We start from the raw sequence: 24,925 nt of genomic DNA, 5'->3' as shown, positions 1-24,925 counted from the left end.
ACAATGATATACTCAAAAAAATATTTTGATGAAGTAATAACAGTGAAGGTATAAATATGGCAAACGTTGGTATTTTTTTTGGTAGTGATACAGGTAATACAGAAAATGTAGCTAAACAAATCCAACAAATTTTAGGCTGTGATAAAGCAGATATTTTTGATATTGCAAAATCTACCAAAGAAATAATTGAACAATATAATTACCTTTTTTTAGGTATTCCAACTTGGTACTATGGTGAATCACAAGCAGATTGGGATGATTTTTTTCCTAACCTAGAGCAAATTGATTTTAATGGTAAAATGGTTGCAATTTTTGGTTGTGGCGATCAAGAAGATTATGCTGAATATTTTTGTGATGCAATGGGTACATTACGAGATGTTATCGAACCTAGAGGTGCTAAAATAGTCGGGCATTGGTCAACTGAAGGATACAGTTTTGAAGCATCGAAAAGTTTAGTGGACGATACTCACTTTATAGGGTTAGCCATTGATGAAGATCGCCAACCAGAGTTAACCGAAGAACGTATTAGTAATTGGGTCAACCAAGTTAAAATCGAAATGAACATTTAATCAATTACAATGATTTCTTTTATTTACTGTGCATAGTTTCTATAATGTGTAATTATTAATAACTTAATTGGGATGTAATATGACAAATCATGATAATGATAATAATGCAGCACTCAAAAGTGCTGGTTTAAAGGTTACGTTACCACGATTAAAGATTTTAGAATTATTGAGAGATCCTTCATGTCAACATATTACCGTCGAGGATCTTTATAAAAAATTGCTTGATATGGGTGAAGAGATCGGACTAGCTACTGTCTATCGTGTTTTAAATCAATTTGATGATGCTGGGATCGTGACACGCCATAATTTTGAAGGTGGAAAAGCGGTATTTGAGCTTGCAACACAAAAACACCATGATCATTTAATTTGTCTTGATTGTGGTGAAGTGTTTGAATTTCGAGATGAAATTATTAATGCAAGACAAAAAGAAATTGCTGAGCAATATGGAGTTAAATTAACTTTTCATAGTTTATATCTTTATGGACACTGCCAATCAGGTAATTGTAAAGCCCATCCTGAACTTCATACAAAAAAATAAGCCTATTTCTGATAGGCTTTTCACTTACAATTATAGCTAAAACAAGTTATCTTTTCTATCAGGTTAATATTTACATGAAACAACTTTTAAATTTTATACCCCTCGTAATCTTTTTTATATTTTTAACAATGTATGATGTTTTTGTTGGTGTGCAGGCTTTAATGATAGCAGCAACGGTTTGTTTTCTAATTGTTCTTATCATTTATCGAAAAATCGACAAAGTAGAATTGATATCTTATTTAATGGTGATGATTTTTGGAGGATTTACTCTTTATACTCGAGAACCTAATGTTATAAAATGGAAAGTGACAATTATTAATTTTTTATTTGCCTCAGGTTTACTTATTAGTCAGTATTTTTTCAAAATAAACCTGCTTCAAAAACTACTAGGCAGAGAAATTCAGTTAGATATAATCTTTTGGAATAGATTAAGTATATTATGGATAGCTTTCTTTATGACATGTGGAGTTATTAGTTTAGGTGCAACCTATTATACAACAGATGATTTTTTCTGGATTTTTAAAGTATTTATTTTACCTGGTGCATCGTTATTATTATCCTTGATATCAGGAATCTATATATATAAACATATAGATAAAGATATAGACAATAAATAGCACAAGATGGAGTATTTTAATATGAAACAATCCGATACAACCCCTAAAGGACAACTAGTACTAAGAACACTGGCAATGCCTGCTGATACAAATCCTCATGGTCATATTTTTGGCGGTTGGATAATGTCACAAATGGATCTTGCTGGCGGTATTTTATCAAAAGAGATCGCTAGAAATCGAGTTGTAACGGTAAACGCGAGTAGCATTACATTCCATAAACCGGCAATGGTGGGAGATGTAGTTTGTTGTTATGCTCATTGTATTAAAACAGGAAAAACTTCTATTACTATTGGCATTGAAGTTTGGGTTAAAAAAGTGATTGATCCATCTGATTCATTAAAACGTTTTTGTATCACTGATGCTGTATTTACTTATGTTTCAGTAGATAAACATAATAATCCCAAACCTTTACCTGAAGTATTTCAGAATTATGATTGTACAAAAGATGGGATTAATAAACTTAACCTAAATAATAGCTAACTTATATGCAATATACTTCATTCCACGCCTTAGTTAGTTCATTGATCTTTTTTGTTTATTGGTTGATGATCGTTGCCACTACGTTAAGAATAGTATTTAAACGCAGGCCAACCACCTATGTCATTGCTTGGATGCTAGTGATTTATATCATACCAATAGTTGGAATTATTCTTTATTTTTCGTTAGGTGAAGCTCATTTAGGCCAACAGCGTGTTAAACGAGCACAGAAAATGCGACCAATCATTGCTAACTTTATCAATAGAATTAGCGTCCTTCCAAATATTTTCACAACCCAAGTTAGTCAAGTTAGTAAACCTATTTTTCAACTTTGCAAGCATCAAACCGGACTAGACGGCATAAATGGTAATCATATTGACCTGCTTAGTGAAACTGACGCAATTTTTGATCATCTAATTGAAGATATCAATCAAGCAACCTCTAACATTGAGATGGTATTTTATATTTGGAATGAAGGCGGTCGAGCAGATGATGTTGAAAAAGCATTGATTGAAGCAACTAAACGTGGTGTAACTTGTCATTTAATGGTAGATTCTGCAGGTAGCCGCCGTTTTCTTAGAACAAATGCAAGTAAAAGAATGCGTGAAGCAGGAATCATTATTGTTGAAGCCTTAAAAGTCAACTTGCTTCGATTTATGTTTAGACGACTCGATTTGCGACAACATCGTAAGGTTGCAATCATAGACAACTATATCTCATATACAGGTAGCATGAACATTGTCGATCCTCGCTTCTTTAAACAAAATAAGCATGTTGGTGAGTGGGTCGATATTATGGTTAGAATGCGAGGTCCTGTTACCACATTAATGGGTGCAATTTATGCTAGTGATTGGGAATTAGAAACAGGTACTGATCTTGCTTTACCTAAAATTACGGACTTTGCCGAACCCCCAGAAGAAAAAAAACATATTATGCAATTAATTGCTTCTGGCCCTGGTTACACTGAAAACATGATCCATCAAGTATTATTAACAGCAATCTATTCAGCTCAAAAACAAATAATTTTTACTACCCCCTATTTAGTTCCTAGTGATGATATTTTACATGCCGTATGTACTGCCGCTCAGCGTGGAGTGGAAGTTATTATTATCGTTCCCAGAAAGAATGATTCTTTAATGGTCAAATGGGCTAGTCGAGCATTTTTTTCTGAATTGCTTGATGGTGGAGTTAAACTTTATCAATACAACGATAATTTATTACATACTAAGAGTGTTTTAATTGATAATCAACTGAGTTTAGTCGGTACAGTTAATTTAGATATGCGAAGTTTATGGTTAAATTTTGAAATTACGACTGTCATTGATGATGCAGAATTTGCCCAATCACTTTCTTATCTTTTACAAAAATATTTAGCTCAGTCTGAAGAAATAAATATTGAAATATGGAAACAAAGACCTATTTGGCAACGTATTGTAGAACGGTTATTTTATTTTTTTGCACCATTACTATAATTAATAACCGTTTTGGGATAAATCAGGAACAAAACGATTATCACCAATACGAAATACTTCTGTTTCAAGCATACCATCGTTGGTTAATGTAATTTCACGCCAACCTGGTGCATCTTTATCTGCGAGGCCAAAATCATAACTATTAGGTTTAAACTGTACACAAGTTGATGGAGTAGAAAATGCTTTACATGCATACCATTGATGCTCTTGGCTTTGATGAATATGCCCCCATCCTAATCCTTTTATTTGGGAATAAGTCTGTAAAATTTTTTCTAACTCAACACTATTTTTCAATATATGTTGATCCAGCCAATGACACTTTGAATTGATTGGATGATGATGTAAAAAGACCAGTGCATTTTTGTCAGAATATCTATCTAATTTTTCCTGTAAAAAAAGCACTTCTGAGTTAGGTAATAAACCATAAGCTTGGCCTTCGACTTGACTATTTAAAAGAATAATTATCCATTTATCACTTAACAAAATGACTTTATTATCTAAAAGTCGATAATTATCAAAAACGGATTGCATAGTGCCATAGTTATCATGATTTCCAGCTAACCAAACACAAGGTGTATTTAAAGTGGTTATTTGTTCTGCAAAAAATTTATAAGCTTCTTTTGTACCATCTTGAACAAAATCGCCCGTTGCTACGATTAAATCATAAGTTCTTCTGCAATTTTTGATCTCATCAATTACAGCCAAAAAACTCGCGTTTGAATTCACACCAAGCAAAGTACGGCTATTGTCAGAAAAAAGGTGAGTATCTGTAATTTGTAATATTTTACCGTAATTTTTATTTTTTGTTGGAAGCTGTAAAAGTGACTCCAAAATTCACCTCAGTTATTCATCAAATATTATGGTTAATAATGTTAATAGCAAAACAGAACATTGCAGCAGAGTATATAATTTTATTATAAATCTTAGCGTTATAATAAAGTGTAAAATATATCACATTTTAATGAAAGAAATAATTAAATATAATCAGTAATATTAATCACTTCCATTCATTTTTTAGATTCAAATAATTAAGTTGCAACCATTGTAAAGCAATAATTGATGCTGCATTATTAATTAATCCCTCTTCAACCCATTTATAAGCTTGATCTCTACTGACAACATGAACTTTAATGTCTTCATTTTCTTCCACAAGTCCATGAATACCTGTTGCTGTTGAAGCATCTACTTCACCAATCAAAATATGCAATTTTTCAGTTAAACCACCAGGAGAAGCTAAATAACTAATAATAGGCTTGCATCGTCCAATAGTAACACCTGCTTCCTCAATTGCCTCACGTCTTGCCACTTCTTCATACGATTCATTTTCATGATCCATCATTCCCGCTATCAACTCTAACATCCAAGGGGTTTCTTGGGTTTCTATTGCAGCAATACGGATTTGTTCAATTAAAACTACCTCATCACGTTTAACATCATATGCTAGTAAAACTACAGCATGACCGCGTTCTAAAACTTCTCTGGTAACGATATCGCTAGTTGATCCATCAAATTTACGATATTGGAAACGATATTCAAGTAAAGAAAAAAAACCTCTATAAAGAACTCGTTTAGATAGATTGAATACATCGTTTTTGTTAAAATTTATTGGATTATTAATTTTCATATTGTTTCTCATTTTAAAGTAAATTTTATTAAAAAGTGCGAATGATAAAGAAACTATGCTTACTATATGCTAATTATCTGTTAAAATCGCATAAATGAAAATACAATTATATTTTATATGTTTTTAAAGAGATGATTGATGAAAAAAACGCTAACCTTTCTAATCGGCTTAACATTAAGCCAAGCAGTTTTTGCTGAAAATTTGATTCAAGTTTATGAACAAGCTAAAGAGACAAATCCAGATCTACGCAGTTCTTTAGCTGATAAAGAGAAAGCTTATTCGGCAATTTCAGGCTCACGAGCAAGTTTATTACCACAAGTTGGTTTAAGTGCATCTTATGGTGTAACACATGGCCGCCGCGACATCAGTGGACAGAAAAACAAAAGTGGTAATTTATATCAAGTAACGTTATCGCAAAGTATTTTTGATTTCTCAAGTTGGAAAGCTTTAGATATTACGAAAAAACAAGCAAGTATTGCTGATATCTCTTATCAATATCAAGGTCAAACATTAATTCTAAATACTTCGGTTGCTTATTTTAATGTTCTAAAAGCACTTGATGCTTTAAGCTTCATTGATGCTCAGAAGAAAGCAATTGGTCGTCAATTAGAGCAAACTCGTCAACAACATCAAGTAGGCTTAGTGGCCATTACCGACGTACAAAATGCGCAAGCTAATTATGATTTAACTGTTGCCCAACAAGTTAACGCATTAAATGAATTGAATAATTCAATCGAAAACTTACGTCAAGTCAGTGGTCGTTTTTATTCAAGCTTAGCAACGATTGATACAAAAACATTTAAAACAGAAGAACCAACTCAAATTAGTATATTGTTAAAACAGTCCGAGTCAGCTAATCTTAATTTATTAACAATGAAATTAAATCAGGATATTGCTCGTGAACAAATTAAACTTGCACAATCAGGTTATATGCCTACTGCAAGTATAGATGCATCGACAAACTTGAATAAAAATGAGAAATATGGAAATTATTCTTCAAATAATGCTATTGTATCTCATCATAATAAAAGCTATTCTGGTAATAATTATGTTGGCGTGAGTGTGAGCATGCCGATTTTTTCTGGTGGTGCAACTATGTCACAAGTTGAACAAGCACAGCATAATTTTGTCAGTTTTAGCGAGAAATTAGAAAGCACTAATCGCAGTGTGATTAATCAAGTTCGCTCATCTTACAATAATATTACATCTTCAATCAGTTCAATCAAAGCGTATCAACAGGCTGTTGTTTCTGCCGAAAGTTCATTAGAAGCGACCTCATCTGGATATCAAGTTGGTACACGTACCATTGTCGATGTGTTAAATGCAACAACTCAGCTATATAGTTCTAAACGGAATTTATCGGATGCAAAATATAATTATCTAACAAGTTTATTACAGTTGAAATATGCCGTTGGTACTTTGACAGCAGATGACTTAGTCTATTTGAACAATATGTTAGGTAAAGAGCTGAGCACTCTAGCGACCATAAAATAATAAGTATTATTAATGATTCTATAACTATTCACATAAAAAGGCGGTTATCATCGCCTTTTTTGTTATGATCAACTTCACTAAGTATCTAAATAAATCAAATTTGAATTTATTTACAAAATAACTTAATACAAAAAAATCCTTTCCATTTATCATGCTGAATTCAGCATAAACTCAATAAACATCTTAAGGTTAGGAAGCTGTTGTTTATCGGCCTTATAAAGCATATGAACTTCTCTTGCTGGTGGTAAAAAATCTTGTAATATTGGCAATAATTTATTCTGACAAATAAGCTCACTGAGCATTGATTTAGGTAACATGGTTATACCCAACCCTTCGACAGCAGCATTTGCTAAAGCTAAAGTATCATTACTTTTTAAGGATCCTGATATAGGAATATTGACTACTTTTCCATTAATACTAAAAGGCCAAAGATGATCTTTCTTAGTTGGATTAACATATTGATAAATCAAGCACTGATGTTTTTTTATATCATTAGGTATTGTGGGCACACCATGTTTAGCGAGATAACTTGGCGAAGCTGCAAAAATAAGTTGATAAGAATTGAGTTTACGCGCAATAAAACTTGAATTAGCTAACTCGCCAATACGAAAAACAACATCAAAATCGTCTTTAACTAAATTAACATAGCGATCACTTAATTGAATATCAACATTTACTTTAGGATAGCATTTCATAAATCGACTAAGAACAGAAATTAAATTAAAATGCCCGTAACTCACCGGTGCACTAATTCTAAGCTGTCCTTTAGGCTCTTCAATAAATTGTTGTGCTAATATTTTTGAGCTTTTCACTTCATCAAGAATGAATAAACACTTTTCATAATATTGTTTACCAAATGCTGTTAAACTTTGCGATCGTGTCGTCCGATTCAGTAACTTTAAACCTAAATAATCTTCTAGAAATACCACATATTTGGCAATCATTTGTGGTGAAGTATTTAGTGAAATGGCTGAAGCTGCAAATGAACCCGTTTTCACGGTCAATGCGAAAGCTTCCATACTTCTTAAAAGATCCATATTACCAACCCTCAGTTGTTAATAAACCAATTTTCAAATCATTTATTATCTTTTATTTTAAGAGCATAATACAACAAAGTCATTAATCATCAAGGAATTACTGTGTTGAAAAAAATTGGAATAATTGGAGCGGGATTTATTGGTCAGGCTTGTACTAAGTTATTTATTCAAGCTGGATATCAAGTCATGATATGCAATTCGCGCGATAAAATAACATTATTTAGCGTAGCAAGCAGTTTGGGATGTAAAGTGGGTAGCCTACAAGAAACCGTTGATTTCGGTGATATTATTTTAGTAGCAATCCCTTTTATCAATTATCAACAGTTACCAACAGATCTTCTCAGTAATAAAATTGTTCTTGATGCTATGAATTATTACCCTGATCGTGATGGACGTATTCAAGTATTAGATACTTTCCAAACGACCACAAGTGAATTAGTCGCCAAACATCTTTATAAATCTAAAATAGTCAAAGTATTCAATGCTATTCTTCAACAGGATATTTTAAAAGATGCCAAACCCAATGATAAAACAAATCGAAGAGCACTTCCCATTGCAGGGAATGATAATTTGGCAAAACAAACTATATTTAAGTTAATTGATCAAGTCGGATTTGACTATATTGATGTAGGAAAATTATCTGAAAGTTGGCGATTTGAGCGTGCTAAACCTGCTTATTGCGTTCCACTAAACCTTGAGCAATTAAAGCTAGCGTTATCTATGGCTGACAGAAAAACTGAACTATCTCATAACTCATGGAAATCTTATATTAAATAGAAATTATTATCATCTTTAATAATGAAAGATGATAATAATTAGTTAATTTAATCATTCATTAAAATTTAAATAACAACTTCAAAAGTGGATATAAAAAATGGTCAAAGCAGATTTAAGATATACTGTCATTACAGGAGCGAGCTCAGGAATAGGTTATGCAACGGCTATTGCATTTGCAAAACGAAATAAACCACTAATTATTATTGCCAGACGGCAAGAGCAGTTAATCTTACTCAAACAAATAATCGCTGATATTAATCCTGAATTAGACGTCATTATAAAAAAATGTGATTTATCTTTATCAAAAAATGTTCATTCACTTTTTACAGATCTAGAGCAATATTTTATTGAAACTTGGATCAATAATGCTGGTTTTGGTCATTATGGTAGTATTGGCGAACAAGATTTAAACAAAATAGAGTCAATGTTACATTTAAATATTGAAGCATTAACAATCTTATCAACGCTCTATGTGCGTAAATATCATGATCAAGCTGGTACACAACTTATCAATATTTCATCAAGGGGTGGATATACTATCGTTCCAAACGCAGTAACTTATTGTGCAACTAAGTTTTATGTCAATGCCTTTACTGAAGGATTAGCACAAGAATTAATAAAGGCTAAAACACAGTTACGTGCAAAAGTTCTAGCTCCGGCAGCAACTCAAACCGAATTTGGTCAAAAAGCTAATAATGTTGATCAATATGATTATGATAAAAGTTTTGCAAAATATCATTCTGCTGATCAAATGGCGCAATTTTTATTAGAACTGTATGATAGCGATAAAATCATTGGAGAGATCAGTACAAAAGATTTCACATTTTCGTTAAAAGATTGCATATTTCCTTATTCAGGAAATCCTTCAGAAAACCAAAAAAATTAAATTATTTTATTTATTAATAAGAAAATAGAATTTAAATTTTATGCACAAAGAATAATATTTTCATCTCAAATGAAATATTCACGGGTTTAGGGGAATAACAGCATCGATATCCCCCTTGCCATTAGTTGATAGTACCAAACTAAATTTAAAATAATGGTAACAGGATTTATCGTTATATATAACTATTATTAGCTATAACCAACAATAACAACTAAAATCTATAATAAATTTCATATTGAAACATATATTTAAGTAAAATTATAAAAAAGTACTGACTTGTACTTAGACTAAGATCTATGATAACCAAATGTCGATATGTAAAAATCACATTTGGATTAGATTCATCAATGATTCTATTTTAGCAATCCTATCTTCTACTTTTTTAGCTGCACCGTCTAACGAATAACCATCATCCATTAATTCTTGAATAAGAATAATTTTTTTAATATTAGCTAAATCAAACTGGCGAGATTTAGATTGAGGATCAACCGTGTTAATAATACCCTTTTCTTCCCAATAACGTAATTTTCTTACAGGGACTTTTGTCATCTCGGAAACTTCACCAATACCTACAATAACCTTTGATAAAAAGTCATCATATGAATGCTTCAAAGTACCATCTTTCATTACAATTCATCTATTAAATAAAAATTATTAAAACATTTTATAACTCGACATATCGATTAGCAACAAATTATATTTTACTTAAACACTAAATGAATATAGAATACAATTATTGTACTTTAACTACAATAATTGAACATTTGGAGCGCTAGATGAAATTTAAATTAATGATGGGAACTGTATTCATCCCATTGCTCGCACTTGCAGTTGTTACACAACTTTACTTATTTATGCCAGTTTCTACAAATTTAGTGATATTTGTTAAATATGCAACGCCAAATAATATTGGATTATTAACCACTATATTTGGTATTTTTTATGCTTCTGGATTGATCATTTGGGGAAGTCTATCCGATAAAATAGGAAAAGACTTAACATTAATTATTGGTCTTTTGCTGCTTGCCTGTATTAGTTTTATTGTACCGTTATTAAAAAACTACTATTTATTATTATTTGCTCGCGCTATTCAAGGATTTTGCGCTGCTTCCTTTCCACCAGTGGCATTAGCTTGGGTTTCAATAAATTTATCTGAAAGTTCAAAACCTATAGCGATATCAATAATAAGTTGTACATTTTTACTTGCTGCAACTGTAGGTCAATGGCTTGGTTCTTTTTTAATTTCTAATTCTCTTTATTGTTCAATGTGGTTTTTAGGAAGCGTATATATTTTTGGTGCCACTATTTTTTACATTTACCGTTCAAATATCAAACAAGACAATCAAGTGTTGACAGATATTTCATTACTCACCATTTTTTACAAACTCCCTAACCTATTAACCAATAGAAAACTATTTCCTATATATGTTTGCTCACTATTTGTTTTACTTAGCTTTGTCACACTTTATTTTTTGTTACATCGTAGTCCACTGATGATTTATGTTCCAATACTTAGAAATATTAGTGTTTTTGCCCTGCTTTTTAGTTTAACAGCCAGTTACTTATTTAAAGTAATTGAACCAGTGTTTGTACTAGCCATATCACTTTGTCTAATGGCTGTATCACTATTGATACATATGTTCTTTTTAAATGGTCAATTAAATAATGTGTTTATTTTATATCTCTTTCATTTTATTTTTATTATTGCTCTTGCGTATGCTGTTCCCTCAATGATTATATGTGTCGCTTTGCAAGCAGAGCTTAAAGATCGCGGTATTGCAACATCATTATATACCTGCATTTTATTTATTGGTGCAAGTTTAGGATCCTACTTACCAACTTTGATTAATCCGCTTATTTTAATAATAGCGCTTGCTATTTTACTTTTAATTTGCTCATTACAACTTATCTTTAATTTACAACTTAATCGTTAAAGGCATTAATTCATCATGACATTTTTTATCAAATTCATATTTATATTCAACAGTTTTTACTCGACCTGCTATGCTCATGAATTGAGCCACAAAAAGGAAAATACCATGACCTCAACACAATCAAAAAAATTAAGTACGCTACTCACACCAAATTTATCTAAGTTATTACTTAATGAGGAACTTGATTTCAATTTAGTTTTAACACACAAAGGAATGCATAATGAACAATCTATTAATTTATATCGTTTTGAACCACAAACAACCATGCAACTCGATAGCCAGCACATCTCTTTTTTATTGAATGATACTGGTAAATTACAAGGTTTTGTCAGATTATTACCTCAATATCAATCAACCGAACAACGGGTTGCAAAAGATACAGCTTTGGCAATCACGCAAAAATTTCTTGAAGTTTATTCCCCTGATTTATTAGAAAACTATGAAAATAAATGGATTGATGTGCATGATGAAAATATTATCATTAATGGAAAGAAAATTACATTAACTGGCATGAAAGTTAAATGCCGTGATTTGAATACAGGACTTTATTTTTGGACAATTATCGCACCAGATGAGACAGTAATGGTATTTGAAAGAGATATCAAATGAGATTTTATTCGAGCGGGTCGACAAACGCAAAAATGGTTACATGATAGTTGGTTAAGTAAACATTTATAATAAAAAAAGAAATTTAAATCAATATTACTTTAATAAATCAATTCATTTTTTATACTTAAACGTATATATAACCTCAAACATCTTAACAAGAATATTGACTTGTTAAGATGTTATTTAAAAATACAGATATGAATTATGAAATTCGCATACCTGGTTTTGCTCCACTATCCGGTGATAATAGATAAACACCGTCACTATCGTCTTTACTACTTGCACAAAGCACCATACCTTCTGATACACCAAAACGCATTTTACGAGGGGCTAAGTTAGCAATCATAATTGTCAAACGACCAATTAAAACTTGAGGATCAGGATAAAATTGTTTTATTCCCGAAAATACATTACGCGTTTCATCACCAATATCAAGTGTTAATTGTAATAATTTATCTGAACCTTCCACAAAAGTAGCATTCTTGATTAAGGCAACGCGCATATCAACTTTAGCAAAATCATCAAATTTAATGGTATCAGCAATTGGTTCAGCTACTTTTTCTTTAGCAGATGCAGTAGATGTCGTTAATTCTTTAGTTTCTTCAATCATTGCAGTAATTTTTTCCATATCAATACGGTTAAATAACGCTTTAAAGCGATGAATAGTATGTCCAATTAAAGGTTTATCAATACTGTACCATTCTAATTGACTATTTAAAAACTCTTCAGTACGTTGCGCTAACGATGGTACAACGGGTTTTAAGTAAGTCATTAGAATGCGAAATAGAAAAATACCCATTGAACAAATATCTTGTAAAACTTGATCTTGTCCTTCTTGTTTAGCCACAACCCATGGTGCTTTTTCGTCAATATAGCGATTGGCTTCATCAGCTAATGCCATAATTTCGCGAATAGCTTTACTTGATTCACGATGTTCAAAGTAATTGGCAATGACGTTAGCTTTTTCAACAAATTGTGCATATAGCTCTGGTTCTGCAACTTTATCAGATAATTTGCCATCAAAACGTTTACTAATAAATCCAGCCGAACGTGATGCGATATTCACAACTTTATTAACTAAATCACTATTAACACGTTGCACAAAATCTTCTAAATTTAAATCAATATCATCAATATGTGGTGATAATTTTGCCGCATAATAGTAGCGCAAACAATCTGGATCTAAATGTTTTAAGTAAGTATTTGCTTGAATAAAAGTCCCGCGCGATTTTGACATCTTCGCGCCATCAACGGTAACATAGCCGTGCACAAAAATATTGGATGGTTTACGATATTCGCTACCATCAAGCATAGCTGGCCAAAATAAACTGTGGAAATACACAATATCTTTACCAATAAAGTGATAAAGTTCAGTACTAGAATCTTTATTCCAAAACTCATCAAAGATGGGTTTATTATTTTTATTACAATAATTCAAGAAAGATCCCATATAACCAATTGGAGCATCTAACCAAACATAGAAATATTTACCTGGTGCATCAGGAATTTCAAAACCGAAATAAGGGGCATCACGGCTAATATCCCATGGTTGTAAACCTGCTTCAAACCACTCTTGCATTTTATTAGCAACCTGTTCTTGCATTGTACCAGAACGAATCCAAGCTTGTAACATGCCTGAAAAAGCGGGCAAATCAAAAAAGAAATGCTCCGATTCTTTCAAAATCGGCGTTGCACCTGAAACGACAGATTTTGGATCAATCAAATCGGTAGGATTATAAGTAGCACTACATACTTCACAATTGTCACCATATTGGTCTGGTGCTTTACAATGAGGGCATGTACCTTTAACAAAACGATCAGGTAAAAACATGTGTTTTTCTGGATCGAATAATTGTGATATGACTTTAGTTTTAATATAACCGTTAGCTTTTAATCGTTTATATATTTGTTCTGATATTTCGCGATTTTCAGGGCTATGAGTTGAATGGTAATTATCATAACTAATGTTAAATCCAGCAAAATCGCGTTGATGTTCAGTTTTAACTTCTTCAATCATCTGCTCTGGAGTAATACCTAATTGCTGAGCTTTAAGCATAATTGGTGTACCGTGCGCATCGTCGGCACAAATAAAATAAATTTCGTTACCGCGCATACGTTGAAAACGTACCCAAACATCCGCTTGAATATGTTCAAGCATATGACCTAAATGAATTGAACCGTTTGCATAAGGAAGTGCACAAGTCACCAATATTTTGCGTTGCGTTGTCATGTGAATTAATTACCTTTTATTACATAATGGCAGAAATAGTACATCAAACGTGTGATTATCGCCAGATTTATGCCATAATTTGATAAAATTTGTTTATATACTCAATGGTATTGTATAGTGTAAAAGTCATAAATGTTAGATTTATTATGTGTGTAAGATATGTTTCACATTTAATAAATAATGATGTGACTTGAAATATTCTAAAGCCAAAACAATATGAGTATAAGTGAATGCATAACAATTAAGGCTAAAAATCATGGAAGCAAGAAAAATTCTGGAAAATTTTACTCATCCTACCTTACAAAAAAATTTGATTGAACTTGGTGCAGTTAAAACTTGTGAAATAGAAGATCAAATTCTAGTCATTAAGTTAGTTATGCCTTTTGCATGGCAAGTAGCTTTTGATGAACTTAAATCAGCAGTCACACCACAGTTACTTAAACTTACTAATGTTAAAGATGTTAAATGGCAGATTGAATACAATATCGCCACACTTAAACGCGCCAATAACCAACATGCAATACACAATATAAAAAACATTATTGCTATTAGTTCTGGTAAAGGTGGCGTTGGTAAATCATCCACTGCCGTTAATATTGCACTAGCACTACAAAAACAAGGCGCTACGGTGGGTATTTTAGATGCAGATATTTATGGTCCTTCCATTCCCACCATGTTAGGTACAGAAAAGAAACAACCCTTAACACCAGATAATAAACATATGTCACCCATAATGGCATATGGGCTGGCGAGTAATTCAATTGGTTATCTAGTGGATTCTGATGGTGCAATGGTATGGCGTGGACCTATGGCCAGTAAAGCATTATTGCAAATATTACAAGACACACTATGGCCTGAACTTGATTATTTGATCATTGATATGCCGCCAGGAACAGGGGATATTCAGTTAACGCTTGCACAAAGTATTCCAGTCACTGCAGCGGTCATTGTAACTACTCCGCAAGATATCGCACTGATTGATGCCAAAAAAGGGATTACCATGTTTACTAAAGTTAGCATTCCCACTTTAGGCATTATTGAAAATATGAGTTACCATATTTGTGAAAATTGTGGTCAACATGAAGCCATCTTTGGCGAAGGAGGCGCAAAGCGTCTAGCTGAACAATATCATACAGCATTACTTGGACAGATCCCTTTACACAAAACTCTACGTCAAGATCTTGATACAGGTAAACCCACTGTCATTAATCATCAAGAGAGTAAATTTACCCAAATTTATTGTCAAATCGCAGGTCGTATTGCGAGTGAACTTTATTGGCAAGGTCAAGCCATCTTACCAGATATATCTTTTAAAGCACTTTAATATACAAAAAATATATTGGCTTTTAACGACTAAAAGCCAATATCAAGATAGATAAAAAGAATGCAGTAAAATAAAAACCCTCTTTAGAGTTGATACTCACTATTTCAAATGGCTAAATTCCTCTTTAGCTTTAGCTAGCTGTTTATTAAACTCCCCATTGGTATGTAGCTGTGCAACAACAGCAGCTGCCATCACTTTAGCTGCATCAATATCACTTTGCCAATGATAACCACAAATGACTCGACTTTCCCCAATTTCATAACCACGTTTTAAAATCTCGTTTTGGCGTAGTGGGTTTATTTCTGCAAGCACTAACGAAATAGCAAACCCCAAAGTAGTATGCCCTGAAGGATAAGAACCATTGGTAGATAATGTTTTCTCATCTTCAGGACGACATGTTGGTTCATTGAAAAAAGCAAATGGACGAACTCGATTATAATGAACTTTTGCTGACCGAGTAGCAAGATCCCCTGCATCTTCTTTCATTGTCGTGATAAGCTTGTAAATTTCTGGTGTTGAAGTACTTGAAATCTCATAACCAAAAGAGGGGGAAAATCGTTTAGTAACATTATTTTTCGTCGCATCAGCATCTAAATATGCCTGATGCCCTCGTTCAGTATTACGAACAGACTTCCCCCAGTCATATTGGGCTTTATCCCTAAGAAATTCAATACTATTGTAAGATGGTGGTTGAGGCAAAAGTAGCAAACTATCTGGAGCCTGATCAACTTTAAGGTAATAATCTTCCGGATCGGTTGTTACATCTTTTGCTTCAATGGCGAACACATTTGTACATAACAAAGAACAAATGATAATACTCTTTACAAAAACTTTTTGCATACTTATCTCCTCAATAAAAAAATAATATTTGAAATTTAATCATTTATTTAATAATATAAATTTACTTATTCATTTTTTTAAAGTGATATAAAGCATTTATATTAGATCGATAAATCGCTGCTTAATAAGACTGGCTTTTGTATAAATTGGAACTTATATTAATAAATCATGATATTTGATGATGTGACAACAGTCACATTTCAATATCTAACGATCAGTCCTACTGAATTTAAAAATTTTATAAGGAGTATCGCTTTGGATTAACCAATTGATAAACGAATATGTCCATCAATTGATTTTTAATTTATATTACACAAAGATTTTGTCGCGAAACATAAAAAACACAGCACCGAGCAAACATAAACCAGCCCATATAAAATCAGTTTTAAAAGGCTCTTTTAGGATATAGATTGAAAATGGAATAAAGACAGATAAACTAATAACTTCTTGAATAATTTTTAACTGCCCAGTAGTTGCTATTTGAAAACCAATACGATTAGCTGGAACTTGCAATAAATATTCAAAAAGCGCAATTCCCCAGCTAATAAACACCGCTATAATCCAAGTTTGATTATGCAAAAAGCGTAGGTGTCCATACCAAGCAAAAGTCATAAAATATTACTTAAAATGAGTAAACTGACCGTGATAATAAGTGGGTTCATAATAATCACTAGTATATTAAAATAAGGGTATAATATTATATACCTTTGCATAAAAAATATGCAAAATGACAAGGTTGATTTTTGTTTTATTACATAACAATTAACAAATTTAATAATAAAATCAATTGTGTATTTCAATGCATAATAAATTATTGATACTAATTGCTGCTAATTTTATAGTTAATGAAAAATATCATTCCCATCAACTCGACACAAAGGAAACCATTATGCAAAGAAGAGTAAATCAAGTTACTATGAAAGGTCATCCGATTACATTGCTCGGACCAGAAATCAAAGTTGGTGATCAAGCGCCCGATTTTGTTGTCGAAAATATAGAAATGCAGCCAGTTAAATTATCGGATTTCAAAGGTAAAGTCAGAATTATTAACTCCGTACCATCCATTGATACTTCAGTATGTAGCGCTCAGGTGCACCGTTTTAATGTTGAAGCGACAAAATTAAAAGATACCACTATATTTTCAGTCAGTGTCGATTTACCTTTTGCATTAAATCGTTATTGTGCAGCAGACGGAATTGACTCAGTTAACATCACATCGGATCACAAAACTCTCGATTTTGGATTAAAATATGGAGTCGTAATTGAAGAAAAGCGTTTATTGGCGCGTGCGGTATTTGTTGTTGATAAAAATGATAAAATTGCTTATGTTGAATATGTAAAAGAAACCTCAAATGAACCTGATTACGATAAAATATTGAACGTAGTTAAAACACTGTGATAAAAATAAGAACCATAATGATGTTTATGCCACCTTATTTCATTAGGTGGCGTTTGAAATTAAGATTTATCTTTCCTATATATGTAACAATGGTTAAGATTCAGTTATAATTACCAATAATCAATTTATCCCATCTTTAAGTAAAATCATGAATAATGCTAAAAAGCGCTCTCGGATCTGGTCGTCGATTCTTTGTTTAGCTTTTGCTGGATTTATTTTCAATACTACCGAATTTGTACCGGTAGGTTTACTGCCTAATATTGCGGAAAGTTTTTCAATGGATGTAGCTCATGCTGGGTTATTATTAACTATATATGCTTGGGCTGTATCATTACTGTCGTTACCATTGACAGTATTAACATCCAAAATGGAGCGTCGCAAACTCCTTATTTTTTTGTTTTGTTTATTTATTGGAAGCCATATATTAGCTGGCTTTGCATGGAATTTCTATAGTTTAATGACAGCGCGCATTGGTATCGCTTGTGCACATGCAGTATTTTGGGCTATTACCACACCTTTAGCTGTTCGATTGGCACCAAATGGCAAAAAAGCCAAAGCGATGAGCTTTATTGTAATAGGCACATCAATGGCAACCGTGCTCGGTATTCCGATAGGTACCAAAATAGGAGAATTAGTCGGTTGGCGTATCACGTTTTTATGTATCGGTGGCATTGCCTTTGGAATTTTAGTTTTATTGCTTTACTTGCTCCCCAAAGTACCAAGTATTAATACCATTTCACTCAAAGATTTGCCAAAGGTGTTAAAACGTCCAGCTTTACTCAATATTTACTTGTTAACGGCTATTATTATCACTGGACATTTTACTGCCTATACTTATATTACTCCATTTATGATGAAGGTAGGTGGATTCAGTCAAGAAATTGTTGTCCATCTATTATTAATTATTGGATTTTCAGGCATGATTGGCAGTGTTATTTTTACTCGATATGCAAGTAAATACCCAACAGCAATATTAGTTGGACCCATGATATTATTAATGGCATGCTTATTATCACTCTACTTCTGCACATTTAGCCTTTACACCGCGATGGTGCAAGGCGTGATATGGGGATTATCAATCACCATTATTGGTATGGTAATGCAAAGTAAAGTAATCGATATCGCGCCAGATGCCACCGATATAGCTACGTCTGTTTATTCTGGGATTTATAATATTGGAATCGGAGGAGGAGCCTTTGTTGGCAGCCAAGTATTAGTAAAACTGTCTACCCATTACATTGGGTTGGTTGGTGCTATTTTTGTTATCTTAGCGTTACTACTTTTTTTCTTGTTATCCAAAAAAACCTGGTAAAAGCAAATAAGCACTGGTTATACCAGCGCTTATTAATTTTGTTAATTGATGCGATAACATTCATCACTGTTGACTAAGTGCTTCTAACTGCTCCCAGCGGTCGAACACAGCTTCTAATTCGACTTCTTTATCACTTAATGATTGTAAAATTTGATTCGTTATATCATGAGGTTGATTAAAAAAGTCATTTTGACCAATTTGCTTTTGTAAATCAGCAATTGCTATTTCAAGCTGTTCTATTTTACTTGGTAATTGAGCTAATTCACGTTGTTCGTTATAGCTAAGTTTCACTTTCTTTTTAACTGCAAAATCTTTATTTTGGTTATTAATCGTTTTTGATTCTTGTTTAGTTTGTTGACTACTAGTATTTATTTTTAAAACTTTAACAGGTTGTGCCTGCTGCTGTTGTTGTAAAGCATCAGCATAGCCTCCTGAATAAATACCAATATTCCCTTTATCTTCAAAAAACCAACATTGTGTTACAACATTATCAACAAACTGCCGATCGTGGCTTACCAATAAAACGGTTCCTTGATAATCATTGACTAATTCTTCTAATAATTCTAGCGTTTCAATATCTAAATCATTTGTTGGTTCGTCCAACACTAATAAATTGCTGGGTTTTAAAAACAGTTTTGCCAATAACAATCGATTACGTTCACCACCAGATAACGCCCTTACTGGCGTTCTAGCTCTTTTTGGCGGGAATAAAAAGTCCTGTAAATAACCCAATACATGACGTGAACGACCATTTACCATCACCTCTTGCTTGCCTTCAGCCAAGTTATCCATCACTGTTTTTTCTGGATCAAGCTCCAAACGATACTGATCAAAATAGGCAACCTCAAGCTTAGTGCCACAATGCACACTACCTGATGTAGGTATTAAATTGCCAAGCATCAATTTTAACAATGTAGTTTTACCAATACCATTAGGGCCAATCAGTGCAATTTTATCGCCTCTCAAAACTTGTACTGAAAAGTCATTGATCAACAATTTATCTTCAACTTGGTAAGTCACATTTTCTAATTCAAAAACGATTTTTCCTGAACGTAATGCTTCCTCAATTTGCATTTTAGCTTTTCCCATCACTTGGCGACGCTCAGAATACTCTTGTCGCATTGCCTTTAATGCTCGTACTCGACCTTCATTACGGGTGCGACGTGCTTTGATACCTTGACGGATCCATACCTCTTCTTGAGCTAATTTTTTATCGAATTCGGTATTTTGTAGTTCTTCAACACGCAATGCTTCTTCTTTACCAAGTAAGTAATTATCATAATTACCACTCCAAGAAGCGATTTTGCCACGATCTAAATCAATAATCCGTGTTGCCATTTGACGAATGAACGAACGGTCATGCGAAATAAATACAATGCTACCATTAAAACTTTTTAAAAATTCTTCTAACCATTTGATAGTTTTAATATCTAAATGGTTAGTTGGTTCATCTAGTAATAAAACTGTTGGCTGACAAACCAAAGCTTTAGCTAAAGCCGCTTTACGCAACCAACCTCCAGAAAGTGATGATAATTGAGCTTCACTATCAAGTGATAATGATGAAATCACATTACGAATCCGATTTTCAAGTTGCCAACCATTTTGGTGATCTAACTGCTCTTGCATTTTAGCTAATTTTGTTAAATTACTTTCACTGGGTTCTAGCTCAACTCGACGCGATAATTCGTGAAAGTTCTTTAATAACTGCGATTGTTCTTGTAATCCTTCTGCCACAAAATCAAATACATTACCTTGGATATCACGAGGAGGATCTTGTTGTAAGCGTGATACGATAACGTTAGTTTCATAAACAATTTGCCCTTCATCCAATGGTACTTCTTTATTAAGTACTTTAAGTAAAGTGGATTTACCTGCACCATTACGACCAACAAGACAAACACGTTCGTTGGCTTCTATCGCCATATCAATATGATCCAATAGTGGTGCATCACTAAATGAAAGATAAGCATTGGTAAGATTAATTAATGACATATTTATGATTTTTATTTGGATATTAAATAATAAAGCGTTATTCTATCACAAAGTTGTGAAAGGCAACTAAAATTCAACTTACAAAGAATATAAAACCCTTACAAAATCAGAATTGTGTTTCTCTTCGATAACAGAAACAAATGCAACGATATTTATTGATAATTTTAGTTTAAAAAATTTATTACCAATTGAATATGCAAATAATATGTTGGTACGGAGGTTATTTATGAGTCATATGTGGACATTCCAACGGGTCGGTGGATTAGATCAAGTTGTATTTAAAAACGCTAGCGACATTATCAATCTACCTGATTTAGATCCTAAATTATGGGTAGCATTAAGTTGCCCAACTACAGGGTTAGATTTTGATAAACGAACCTTAGCTTTACTTGATACAGACCAAGACGGACGCATTCGTATACCGGATATTTTAGATGCAATTAGTTGGACCAAAGACAAAATATTATCGTTTGGCAGTATTTTACAATCCTCTAACACATTACCATTATCTGAAATCAACACCTCAACAGAACAAGGTAAAAAACTTTCCGTTACTGCACACAGCATTCTTGCGAATTTAAACAAACATGATATAAATTATTTAACTCAAGAAGATGTGCAAGATTCGATAAAAATTAATGCAGGTAAGCTTTACAATGGTGATTTAATTTTTCCATCTTCTGCCGAGTTATCACCTGAAATGCAAACATTCATTCAAACGGCAATTAAAACAACCGGTGCCATGAAAGATATGAGTGGGCAAGATGGCATTAACTTAGAGATTGCGCAAACCTTTATGGATAATCTTAAAACTTGGCAGCTGTGGCAAACTGACATTAGCAACACCCAAACTCCATTTGGTGAAAACCGAGCAGAAATTTGGAAATTAGTCCAACTTTTAAAACCCAAAATTGATGATTATTTTCTACGTGTTGAATTGGCCGAATATGCTCCACAAGCACAAACAGCGCTCAATGTAGACGAAAAATATATTGTCCCTAACGAAAATGGTTTACTCTCAGATGAAGCTTTATCTGAATTACCTTTATCAAAAATTGACTCCACCCGTTATCTTGATTTAGTCAATGGGCTAAATCCGCTTTGGAAAGAAAAAATTACTCGTTTTAAAACCTTAGTTTCCTCATCATTATCTAATCCTGACCAACTAACCCAACAAGAATGGCAAAATATTCAACACAGCTTACAAGAATACACTACGTTGATCAGTTCAAAACCAGAACTTGTACAATTAAATGTTGCTATCGAGCCAACAGCGAGTATAGAAGACATTCACAATGATGTTATCTCCAGATTGTTAAACTCAGATTTATTAACAGAATTCAAGCAAATGGTTGAGCAAGATAACCAAACCCCTATTTCAGCATCCGATGTGCTGGTGCTTGAAAAGTTAGTTTTGTTTCATAAACATCTTTATCGCTTACTGGTTAATTTTTCCTCGTTTGCTGATTTCTTCTCGCCCGAAAAAAGAGCTGCTTTTCAGCTAGGTAAACTGTATATTGATGGTCGCTGTGCTACCCTTTGTGTCGCCGTCGATAACATTGCCAAACATGCCAATATGGCAAATTATTCTGAGCTTTGTTTACTCTATTGTGAATGTACCCGTCATGGTGAAAAGAAACTGATTGCAGCGGCAATAACCGCTGGACAAGGTGATTTATTGATTGAAGGTCGTAATGGTGTGTTTATTGATAATGAAGGGAATGATTGGGATGCCAATGTGATTAAAATGATCACCAAACCTATCAGTATTCAACAAGCCATTTGGGCTCCATATCAACGTTTTGGTCGTTTAATTACCGAACAAATTAACAAATGGGCAACGGATAAAGATGCCGATATCGAAAAGTCTAGCGAACAAGCCTTACAAAATCCTGCTAATAAATTCGATATTGGTAAAAGCATGGGGATTTTTGCTGCAATTGGTTTAGCTATTGGAGCTATTGGTACAGCATTAGCCTCTATTTTTCAGGCAATCTTTTCGCTCGCTTGGTGGCAATTCCCATTAGTTATTTTTGGGCTATTTTTGATTGTCTCTGGACCTTCAGTAATCTTAGCATGGCTAAAACTACGCCGTCGTACACTTGGACCCTTACTCGAAGCATCAGGCTGGGCAATAAATGGACAAGTGAAAATTAACTTAATGTTAGGCGGATTGCTCACGAGCAAAGCCGAACTACCTAATAATGCTAAACGAAATTTGCGTGATCCCATGAAACAGAACAATCATAGGCTCATCGCTATTTTTTGGTTAGCCATATTATTAGGTGTGGGGATTAGCGGTGGCTGGCTTTGGCATAAAGGTTATTTAAACAAATTTATTGAACCACAACATCATATTCAACAAAATGTGCAACAACAATCACACATTCATAATAATAACAACGTAAGTGAAAATCATAAAAAAATGAAATGACTATCGGAGATTCAAGCCGATAGCCAATACAAACTTTGCCGACTGATTATGTCGGCAAAAGTTAACTAAATAACAGTCAATCAGTGTTGATAAACGGGTAAACGACGACAAACAGCTAATACTTTAGCTTTTACGGTTTGAATAGTTTGCTCGTCATCAATGTTATCTAAAACATCACAAATCCAATTTGCCAACTCACGTGATTCTGCTTCTTTGAAACCTCGGCGAGTGATGGCTGGTGAACCGATACGTACGCCTGATGTCACAAATGGGCTTTGCGGATCTTTTGGTACACTGTTTTTATTTACCGTAATATTCGCGCTACCTAATGCGGCGTCAGCTTCTTTACCTGTAATTTTTTTATCCACTAAATCAATTAAAAATAGATGATTTTGCGTTTCACCTGAAACCACTTTATAACCACGTTTTAAAATAACATCAACCATGGCTTGCGCATTTTTTATTACTTGATGTTGATATTCTTTATAGGCTGGTTCCATCGCTTCTTTTAAAGCTACCGCTTTGGCGGCAATTACGTGCATTAAAGGTCCCCCTTGAGCCCCAGGGAAGACAGATGAATTTAATCTTTTATAAAGATCGTCACTACCGCCTTTGGCTAAAATTAACCCCCCACGAGGTCCGCCTAATGTTTTATGAGTTGTCGTAGTAACTACATGAGCAAAAGGTACTGGGTTAGGATATACACCTGCGGCAACTAAACCAGCAACATGAGCCATATCCACAAACAAGAACGCACCGACACTATCAGCAATCTCGCGCATGCGCTTCCAATCGACCACACCTGAATAAGCAGAAAAACCACCAATAATCATTTTAGGTTTTGAATCTAAAGCTATTTTTGCCAATTGTTCGTAATCAATATGTCCAGTTTCGTCAACACCATAAGCGACTACATTATATAATTTACCTGAAAAACTGACTGGTGAACCATGTGTGAGATGCCCGCCTTCTGACAAATTCATACCTAGCACCGTATCACCTGGTTTTAATAATGTCATATAGACAGAAAAATTAGCCTGTGAACCTGAATGCGGTTGCACATTAGCATAGTCAGCACCAAACAACGTTTTTGCTCGCTCAATAGCTAACCGCTCAACAATATCAACGTATTCACAACCGCCATAATAACGTTTACCTGGATAACCTTCGGCATATTTATTGGTTAATTGCGATCCTTGTGCTTGCATTACGCGAGGACTGGTATAGTTTTCGGATGCGATTAGCTCAAGATGATCTTCTTGACGTTGTTCTTCACCTTTGATGGCATTCCATAATTCTTTATCATAATTGGCAATGGTCATATCTTTACTGAACATATTGGCTCCTTGTTAATAATTGC

The 24,925-nt window shown here is 33.4% G+C and carries 22 protein-coding genes and 1 pseudogene; 14 read left to right on the top strand and 9 right to left on the bottom strand.

Annotation, left to right across the window (positions count from 1 at the left end):
* The first annotated feature begins 56 nt into the window (after nucleotides 1-56).
* The 5 genes from fldA to cls all read left to right on the top strand — a co-directional run bounded on the left by fldA (nucleotide 57) and on the right by cls (nucleotide 3,673).
* Nucleotides 57-569, top strand: a complete 513-nt coding sequence (fldA, locus tag J3U19_RS01070; RefSeq protein WP_267339484.1) for a flavodoxin FldA — start codon at nucleotides 57-59, stop codon at nucleotides 567-569.
* 79 nt (nucleotides 570-648) lie between these two features.
* Nucleotides 649-1,107 carry a ferric iron uptake transcriptional regulator gene (gene fur, locus J3U19_RS01065; RefSeq protein ID WP_267339485.1) on the top strand — a complete coding sequence of 153 codons (459 nt, stop codon included), beginning with the start codon at nucleotides 649-651 and terminating at the stop codon, nucleotides 1,105-1,107.
* A gap of 74 nt (nucleotides 1,108-1,181) precedes the next feature.
* Nucleotides 1,182-1,724 carry an inner membrane-spanning protein YciB gene (locus J3U19_RS01060; protein ID WP_267339486.1) on the top strand — a complete coding sequence of 181 codons (543 nt, stop codon included), beginning with the start codon at nucleotides 1,182-1,184 and terminating at the stop codon, nucleotides 1,722-1,724.
* Between the two features lie 21 nt (nucleotides 1,725-1,745).
* Complete coding sequence (gene yciA / locus J3U19_RS01055) at nucleotides 1,746-2,204, top strand: acyl-CoA thioester hydrolase YciA (RefSeq protein WP_267339487.1); 459 nt, start codon at nucleotides 1,746-1,748, stop codon at nucleotides 2,202-2,204.
* Between the two features lie 5 nt (nucleotides 2,205-2,209).
* Complete coding sequence (gene cls, locus J3U19_RS01050) at nucleotides 2,210-3,673, top strand: cardiolipin synthase (RefSeq protein ID WP_267339488.1); 1,464 nt, start codon at nucleotides 2,210-2,212, stop codon at nucleotides 3,671-3,673.
* Here the strand turns inward: cls and cpdA are convergent, their stop codons facing one another.
* Nucleotides 3,674-4,504, bottom strand: coding sequence for a 3',5'-cyclic-AMP phosphodiesterase (gene cpdA / locus J3U19_RS01045; RefSeq protein ID WP_267339489.1), 831 nt, complete (start codon nucleotides 4,502-4,504; stop codon nucleotides 3,674-3,676).
* Nucleotides 4,505-4,670: 166 nt separating this feature from the next.
* Nucleotides 4,671-5,297, bottom strand: coding sequence for an ADP-ribose diphosphatase (gene nudF, locus J3U19_RS01040; RefSeq protein ID WP_267339490.1), 627 nt, complete (start codon nucleotides 5,295-5,297; stop codon nucleotides 4,671-4,673).
* Nucleotides 5,298-5,435: 138 nt separating this feature from the next.
* On the opposite strand from nudF, the gene tolC reads away from it, so the two are divergent.
* Nucleotides 5,436-6,791, top strand: coding sequence for an outer membrane channel protein TolC (gene tolC, locus J3U19_RS01035; RefSeq protein ID WP_267339491.1), 1,356 nt, complete (start codon nucleotides 5,436-5,438; stop codon nucleotides 6,789-6,791).
* A 149-nt stretch (nucleotides 6,792-6,940) separates the two neighbouring features.
* On the opposite strand, the gene J3U19_RS01030 is transcribed toward tolC, so the two are convergent.
* On the bottom strand, nucleotides 6,941-7,828 hold the full coding sequence (locus J3U19_RS01030; RefSeq protein WP_267339492.1) for a LysR family transcriptional regulator: 888 nt from the start codon (nucleotides 7,826-7,828) through the stop codon (nucleotides 6,941-6,943).
* A 102-nt stretch (nucleotides 7,829-7,930) separates the two neighbouring features.
* Between J3U19_RS01030 and J3U19_RS01025 the strand changes: the two genes are divergently transcribed.
* Together J3U19_RS01025 and J3U19_RS01020 are read left to right on the top strand one after the other, a co-directional pair.
* The gene (locus tag J3U19_RS01025) at nucleotides 7,931-8,605 is read left to right on the top strand and encodes an NADPH-dependent F420 reductase (RefSeq protein WP_267339493.1); all 675 of its coding nucleotides are present in this window, start codon (nucleotides 7,931-7,933) and stop codon (nucleotides 8,603-8,605) included.
* Nucleotides 8,606-8,702: 97 nt separating this feature from the next.
* Nucleotides 8,703-9,491, top strand: coding sequence for an SDR family NAD(P)-dependent oxidoreductase (locus J3U19_RS01020; RefSeq protein WP_267345217.1), 789 nt, complete (start codon nucleotides 8,703-8,705; stop codon nucleotides 9,489-9,491).
* Between the two features lie 324 nt (nucleotides 9,492-9,815).
* On the opposite strand, the gene J3U19_RS01015 is transcribed toward J3U19_RS01020, so the two are convergent.
* On the bottom strand, nucleotides 9,816-10,103 hold the full coding sequence (locus J3U19_RS01015; RefSeq protein ID WP_416380328.1) for a MerR family transcriptional regulator: 288 nt from the start codon (nucleotides 10,101-10,103) through the stop codon (nucleotides 9,816-9,818).
* A 164-nt stretch (nucleotides 10,104-10,267) separates the two neighbouring features.
* Here J3U19_RS01015 and J3U19_RS01010 point away from each other — a divergent pair, with 164 nt between their 5' ends.
* Together J3U19_RS01010 and J3U19_RS01005 are read left to right on the top strand one after the other, a co-directional pair.
* A complete protein-coding gene (locus tag J3U19_RS01010; protein WP_267345215.1) occupies nucleotides 10,268-11,425 on the top strand; it encodes an MFS transporter in 1,158 nt (385 codons plus the stop codon).
* Nucleotides 11,426-11,530: 105 nt separating this feature from the next.
* Complete coding sequence (locus tag J3U19_RS01005; protein WP_267345214.1) at nucleotides 11,531-12,034, top strand: hypothetical protein; 504 nt, start codon at nucleotides 11,531-11,533, stop codon at nucleotides 12,032-12,034.
* A gap of 202 nt (nucleotides 12,035-12,236) precedes the next feature.
* On the opposite strand, the gene metG is transcribed toward J3U19_RS01005, so the two are convergent.
* Nucleotides 12,237-14,264: a methionine--tRNA ligase gene (gene metG, locus J3U19_RS01000; protein ID WP_267339498.1), complete on the bottom strand. Its 2,028-nt coding sequence runs from the start codon at nucleotides 14,262-14,264 to the stop codon at nucleotides 12,237-12,239.
* Between the two features lie 256 nt (nucleotides 14,265-14,520).
* Here metG and apbC point away from each other — a divergent pair, with 256 nt between their 5' ends.
* Nucleotides 14,521-15,588, top strand: a complete 1,068-nt coding sequence (apbC, locus tag J3U19_RS00995) for an iron-sulfur cluster carrier protein ApbC (protein WP_267345213.1) — start codon at nucleotides 14,521-14,523, stop codon at nucleotides 15,586-15,588.
* A gap of 99 nt (nucleotides 15,589-15,687) precedes the next feature.
* Here the strand turns inward: apbC and J3U19_RS00990 are convergent, their stop codons facing one another.
* Together J3U19_RS00990 and J3U19_RS00985 are read right to left on the bottom strand one after the other, a co-directional pair.
* Nucleotides 15,688-16,428: an acid phosphatase gene (locus J3U19_RS00990; protein WP_267345212.1), complete on the bottom strand. Its 741-nt coding sequence runs from the start codon at nucleotides 16,426-16,428 to the stop codon at nucleotides 15,688-15,690.
* A gap of 309 nt (nucleotides 16,429-16,737) precedes the next feature.
* A pseudogene (locus J3U19_RS00985) lies at nucleotides 16,738-17,090 on the bottom strand (DMT family protein).
* Nucleotides 17,091-17,317: 227 nt separating this feature from the next.
* Here J3U19_RS00985 and tpx point away from each other — a divergent pair.
* Nucleotides 17,318-17,827, top strand: a complete 510-nt coding sequence (tpx, locus tag J3U19_RS00980; protein ID WP_267339502.1) for a thiol peroxidase — start codon at nucleotides 17,318-17,320, stop codon at nucleotides 17,825-17,827.
* A gap of 148 nt (nucleotides 17,828-17,975) precedes the next feature.
* Nucleotides 17,976-19,139, top strand: a complete 1,164-nt coding sequence (locus J3U19_RS00975; protein WP_267339503.1) for a sugar transporter — start codon at nucleotides 17,976-17,978, stop codon at nucleotides 19,137-19,139.
* A gap of 63 nt (nucleotides 19,140-19,202) precedes the next feature.
* On the opposite strand, the gene J3U19_RS00970 is transcribed toward J3U19_RS00975, so the two are convergent.
* Entirely contained in the window at nucleotides 19,203-21,131 is a 1,929-nt protein-coding gene (locus J3U19_RS00970) for an ABC transporter ATP-binding protein (protein ID WP_267339504.1), read from the bottom strand.
* A gap of 226 nt (nucleotides 21,132-21,357) precedes the next feature.
* Between J3U19_RS00970 and J3U19_RS00965 the strand changes: the two genes are divergently transcribed.
* Nucleotides 21,358-23,565 (top strand): hypothetical protein, encoded by a 2,208-nt coding sequence (locus tag J3U19_RS00965; RefSeq protein ID WP_267345211.1) that lies wholly within the window; start codon nucleotides 21,358-21,360, stop codon nucleotides 23,563-23,565.
* Between the two features lie 80 nt (nucleotides 23,566-23,645).
* Here the strand turns inward: J3U19_RS00965 and glyA are convergent, their stop codons facing one another.
* Nucleotides 23,646-24,902 carry a serine hydroxymethyltransferase gene (glyA, locus tag J3U19_RS00960; protein ID WP_267345209.1) on the bottom strand — a complete coding sequence of 419 codons (1,257 nt, stop codon included), beginning with the start codon at nucleotides 24,900-24,902 and terminating at the stop codon, nucleotides 23,646-23,648.
* Nucleotides 24,903-24,925: the final 23 nt, after the last annotated feature.

It is taken from the genome of Gilliamella sp. B2828, from assembly GCF_026537125.1.
Classification (GTDB): domain Bacteria; phylum Pseudomonadota; class Gammaproteobacteria; order Enterobacterales; family Orbaceae; genus Gilliamella.
This window is presented reverse-complemented; position numbering and strand designations above follow the sequence as displayed.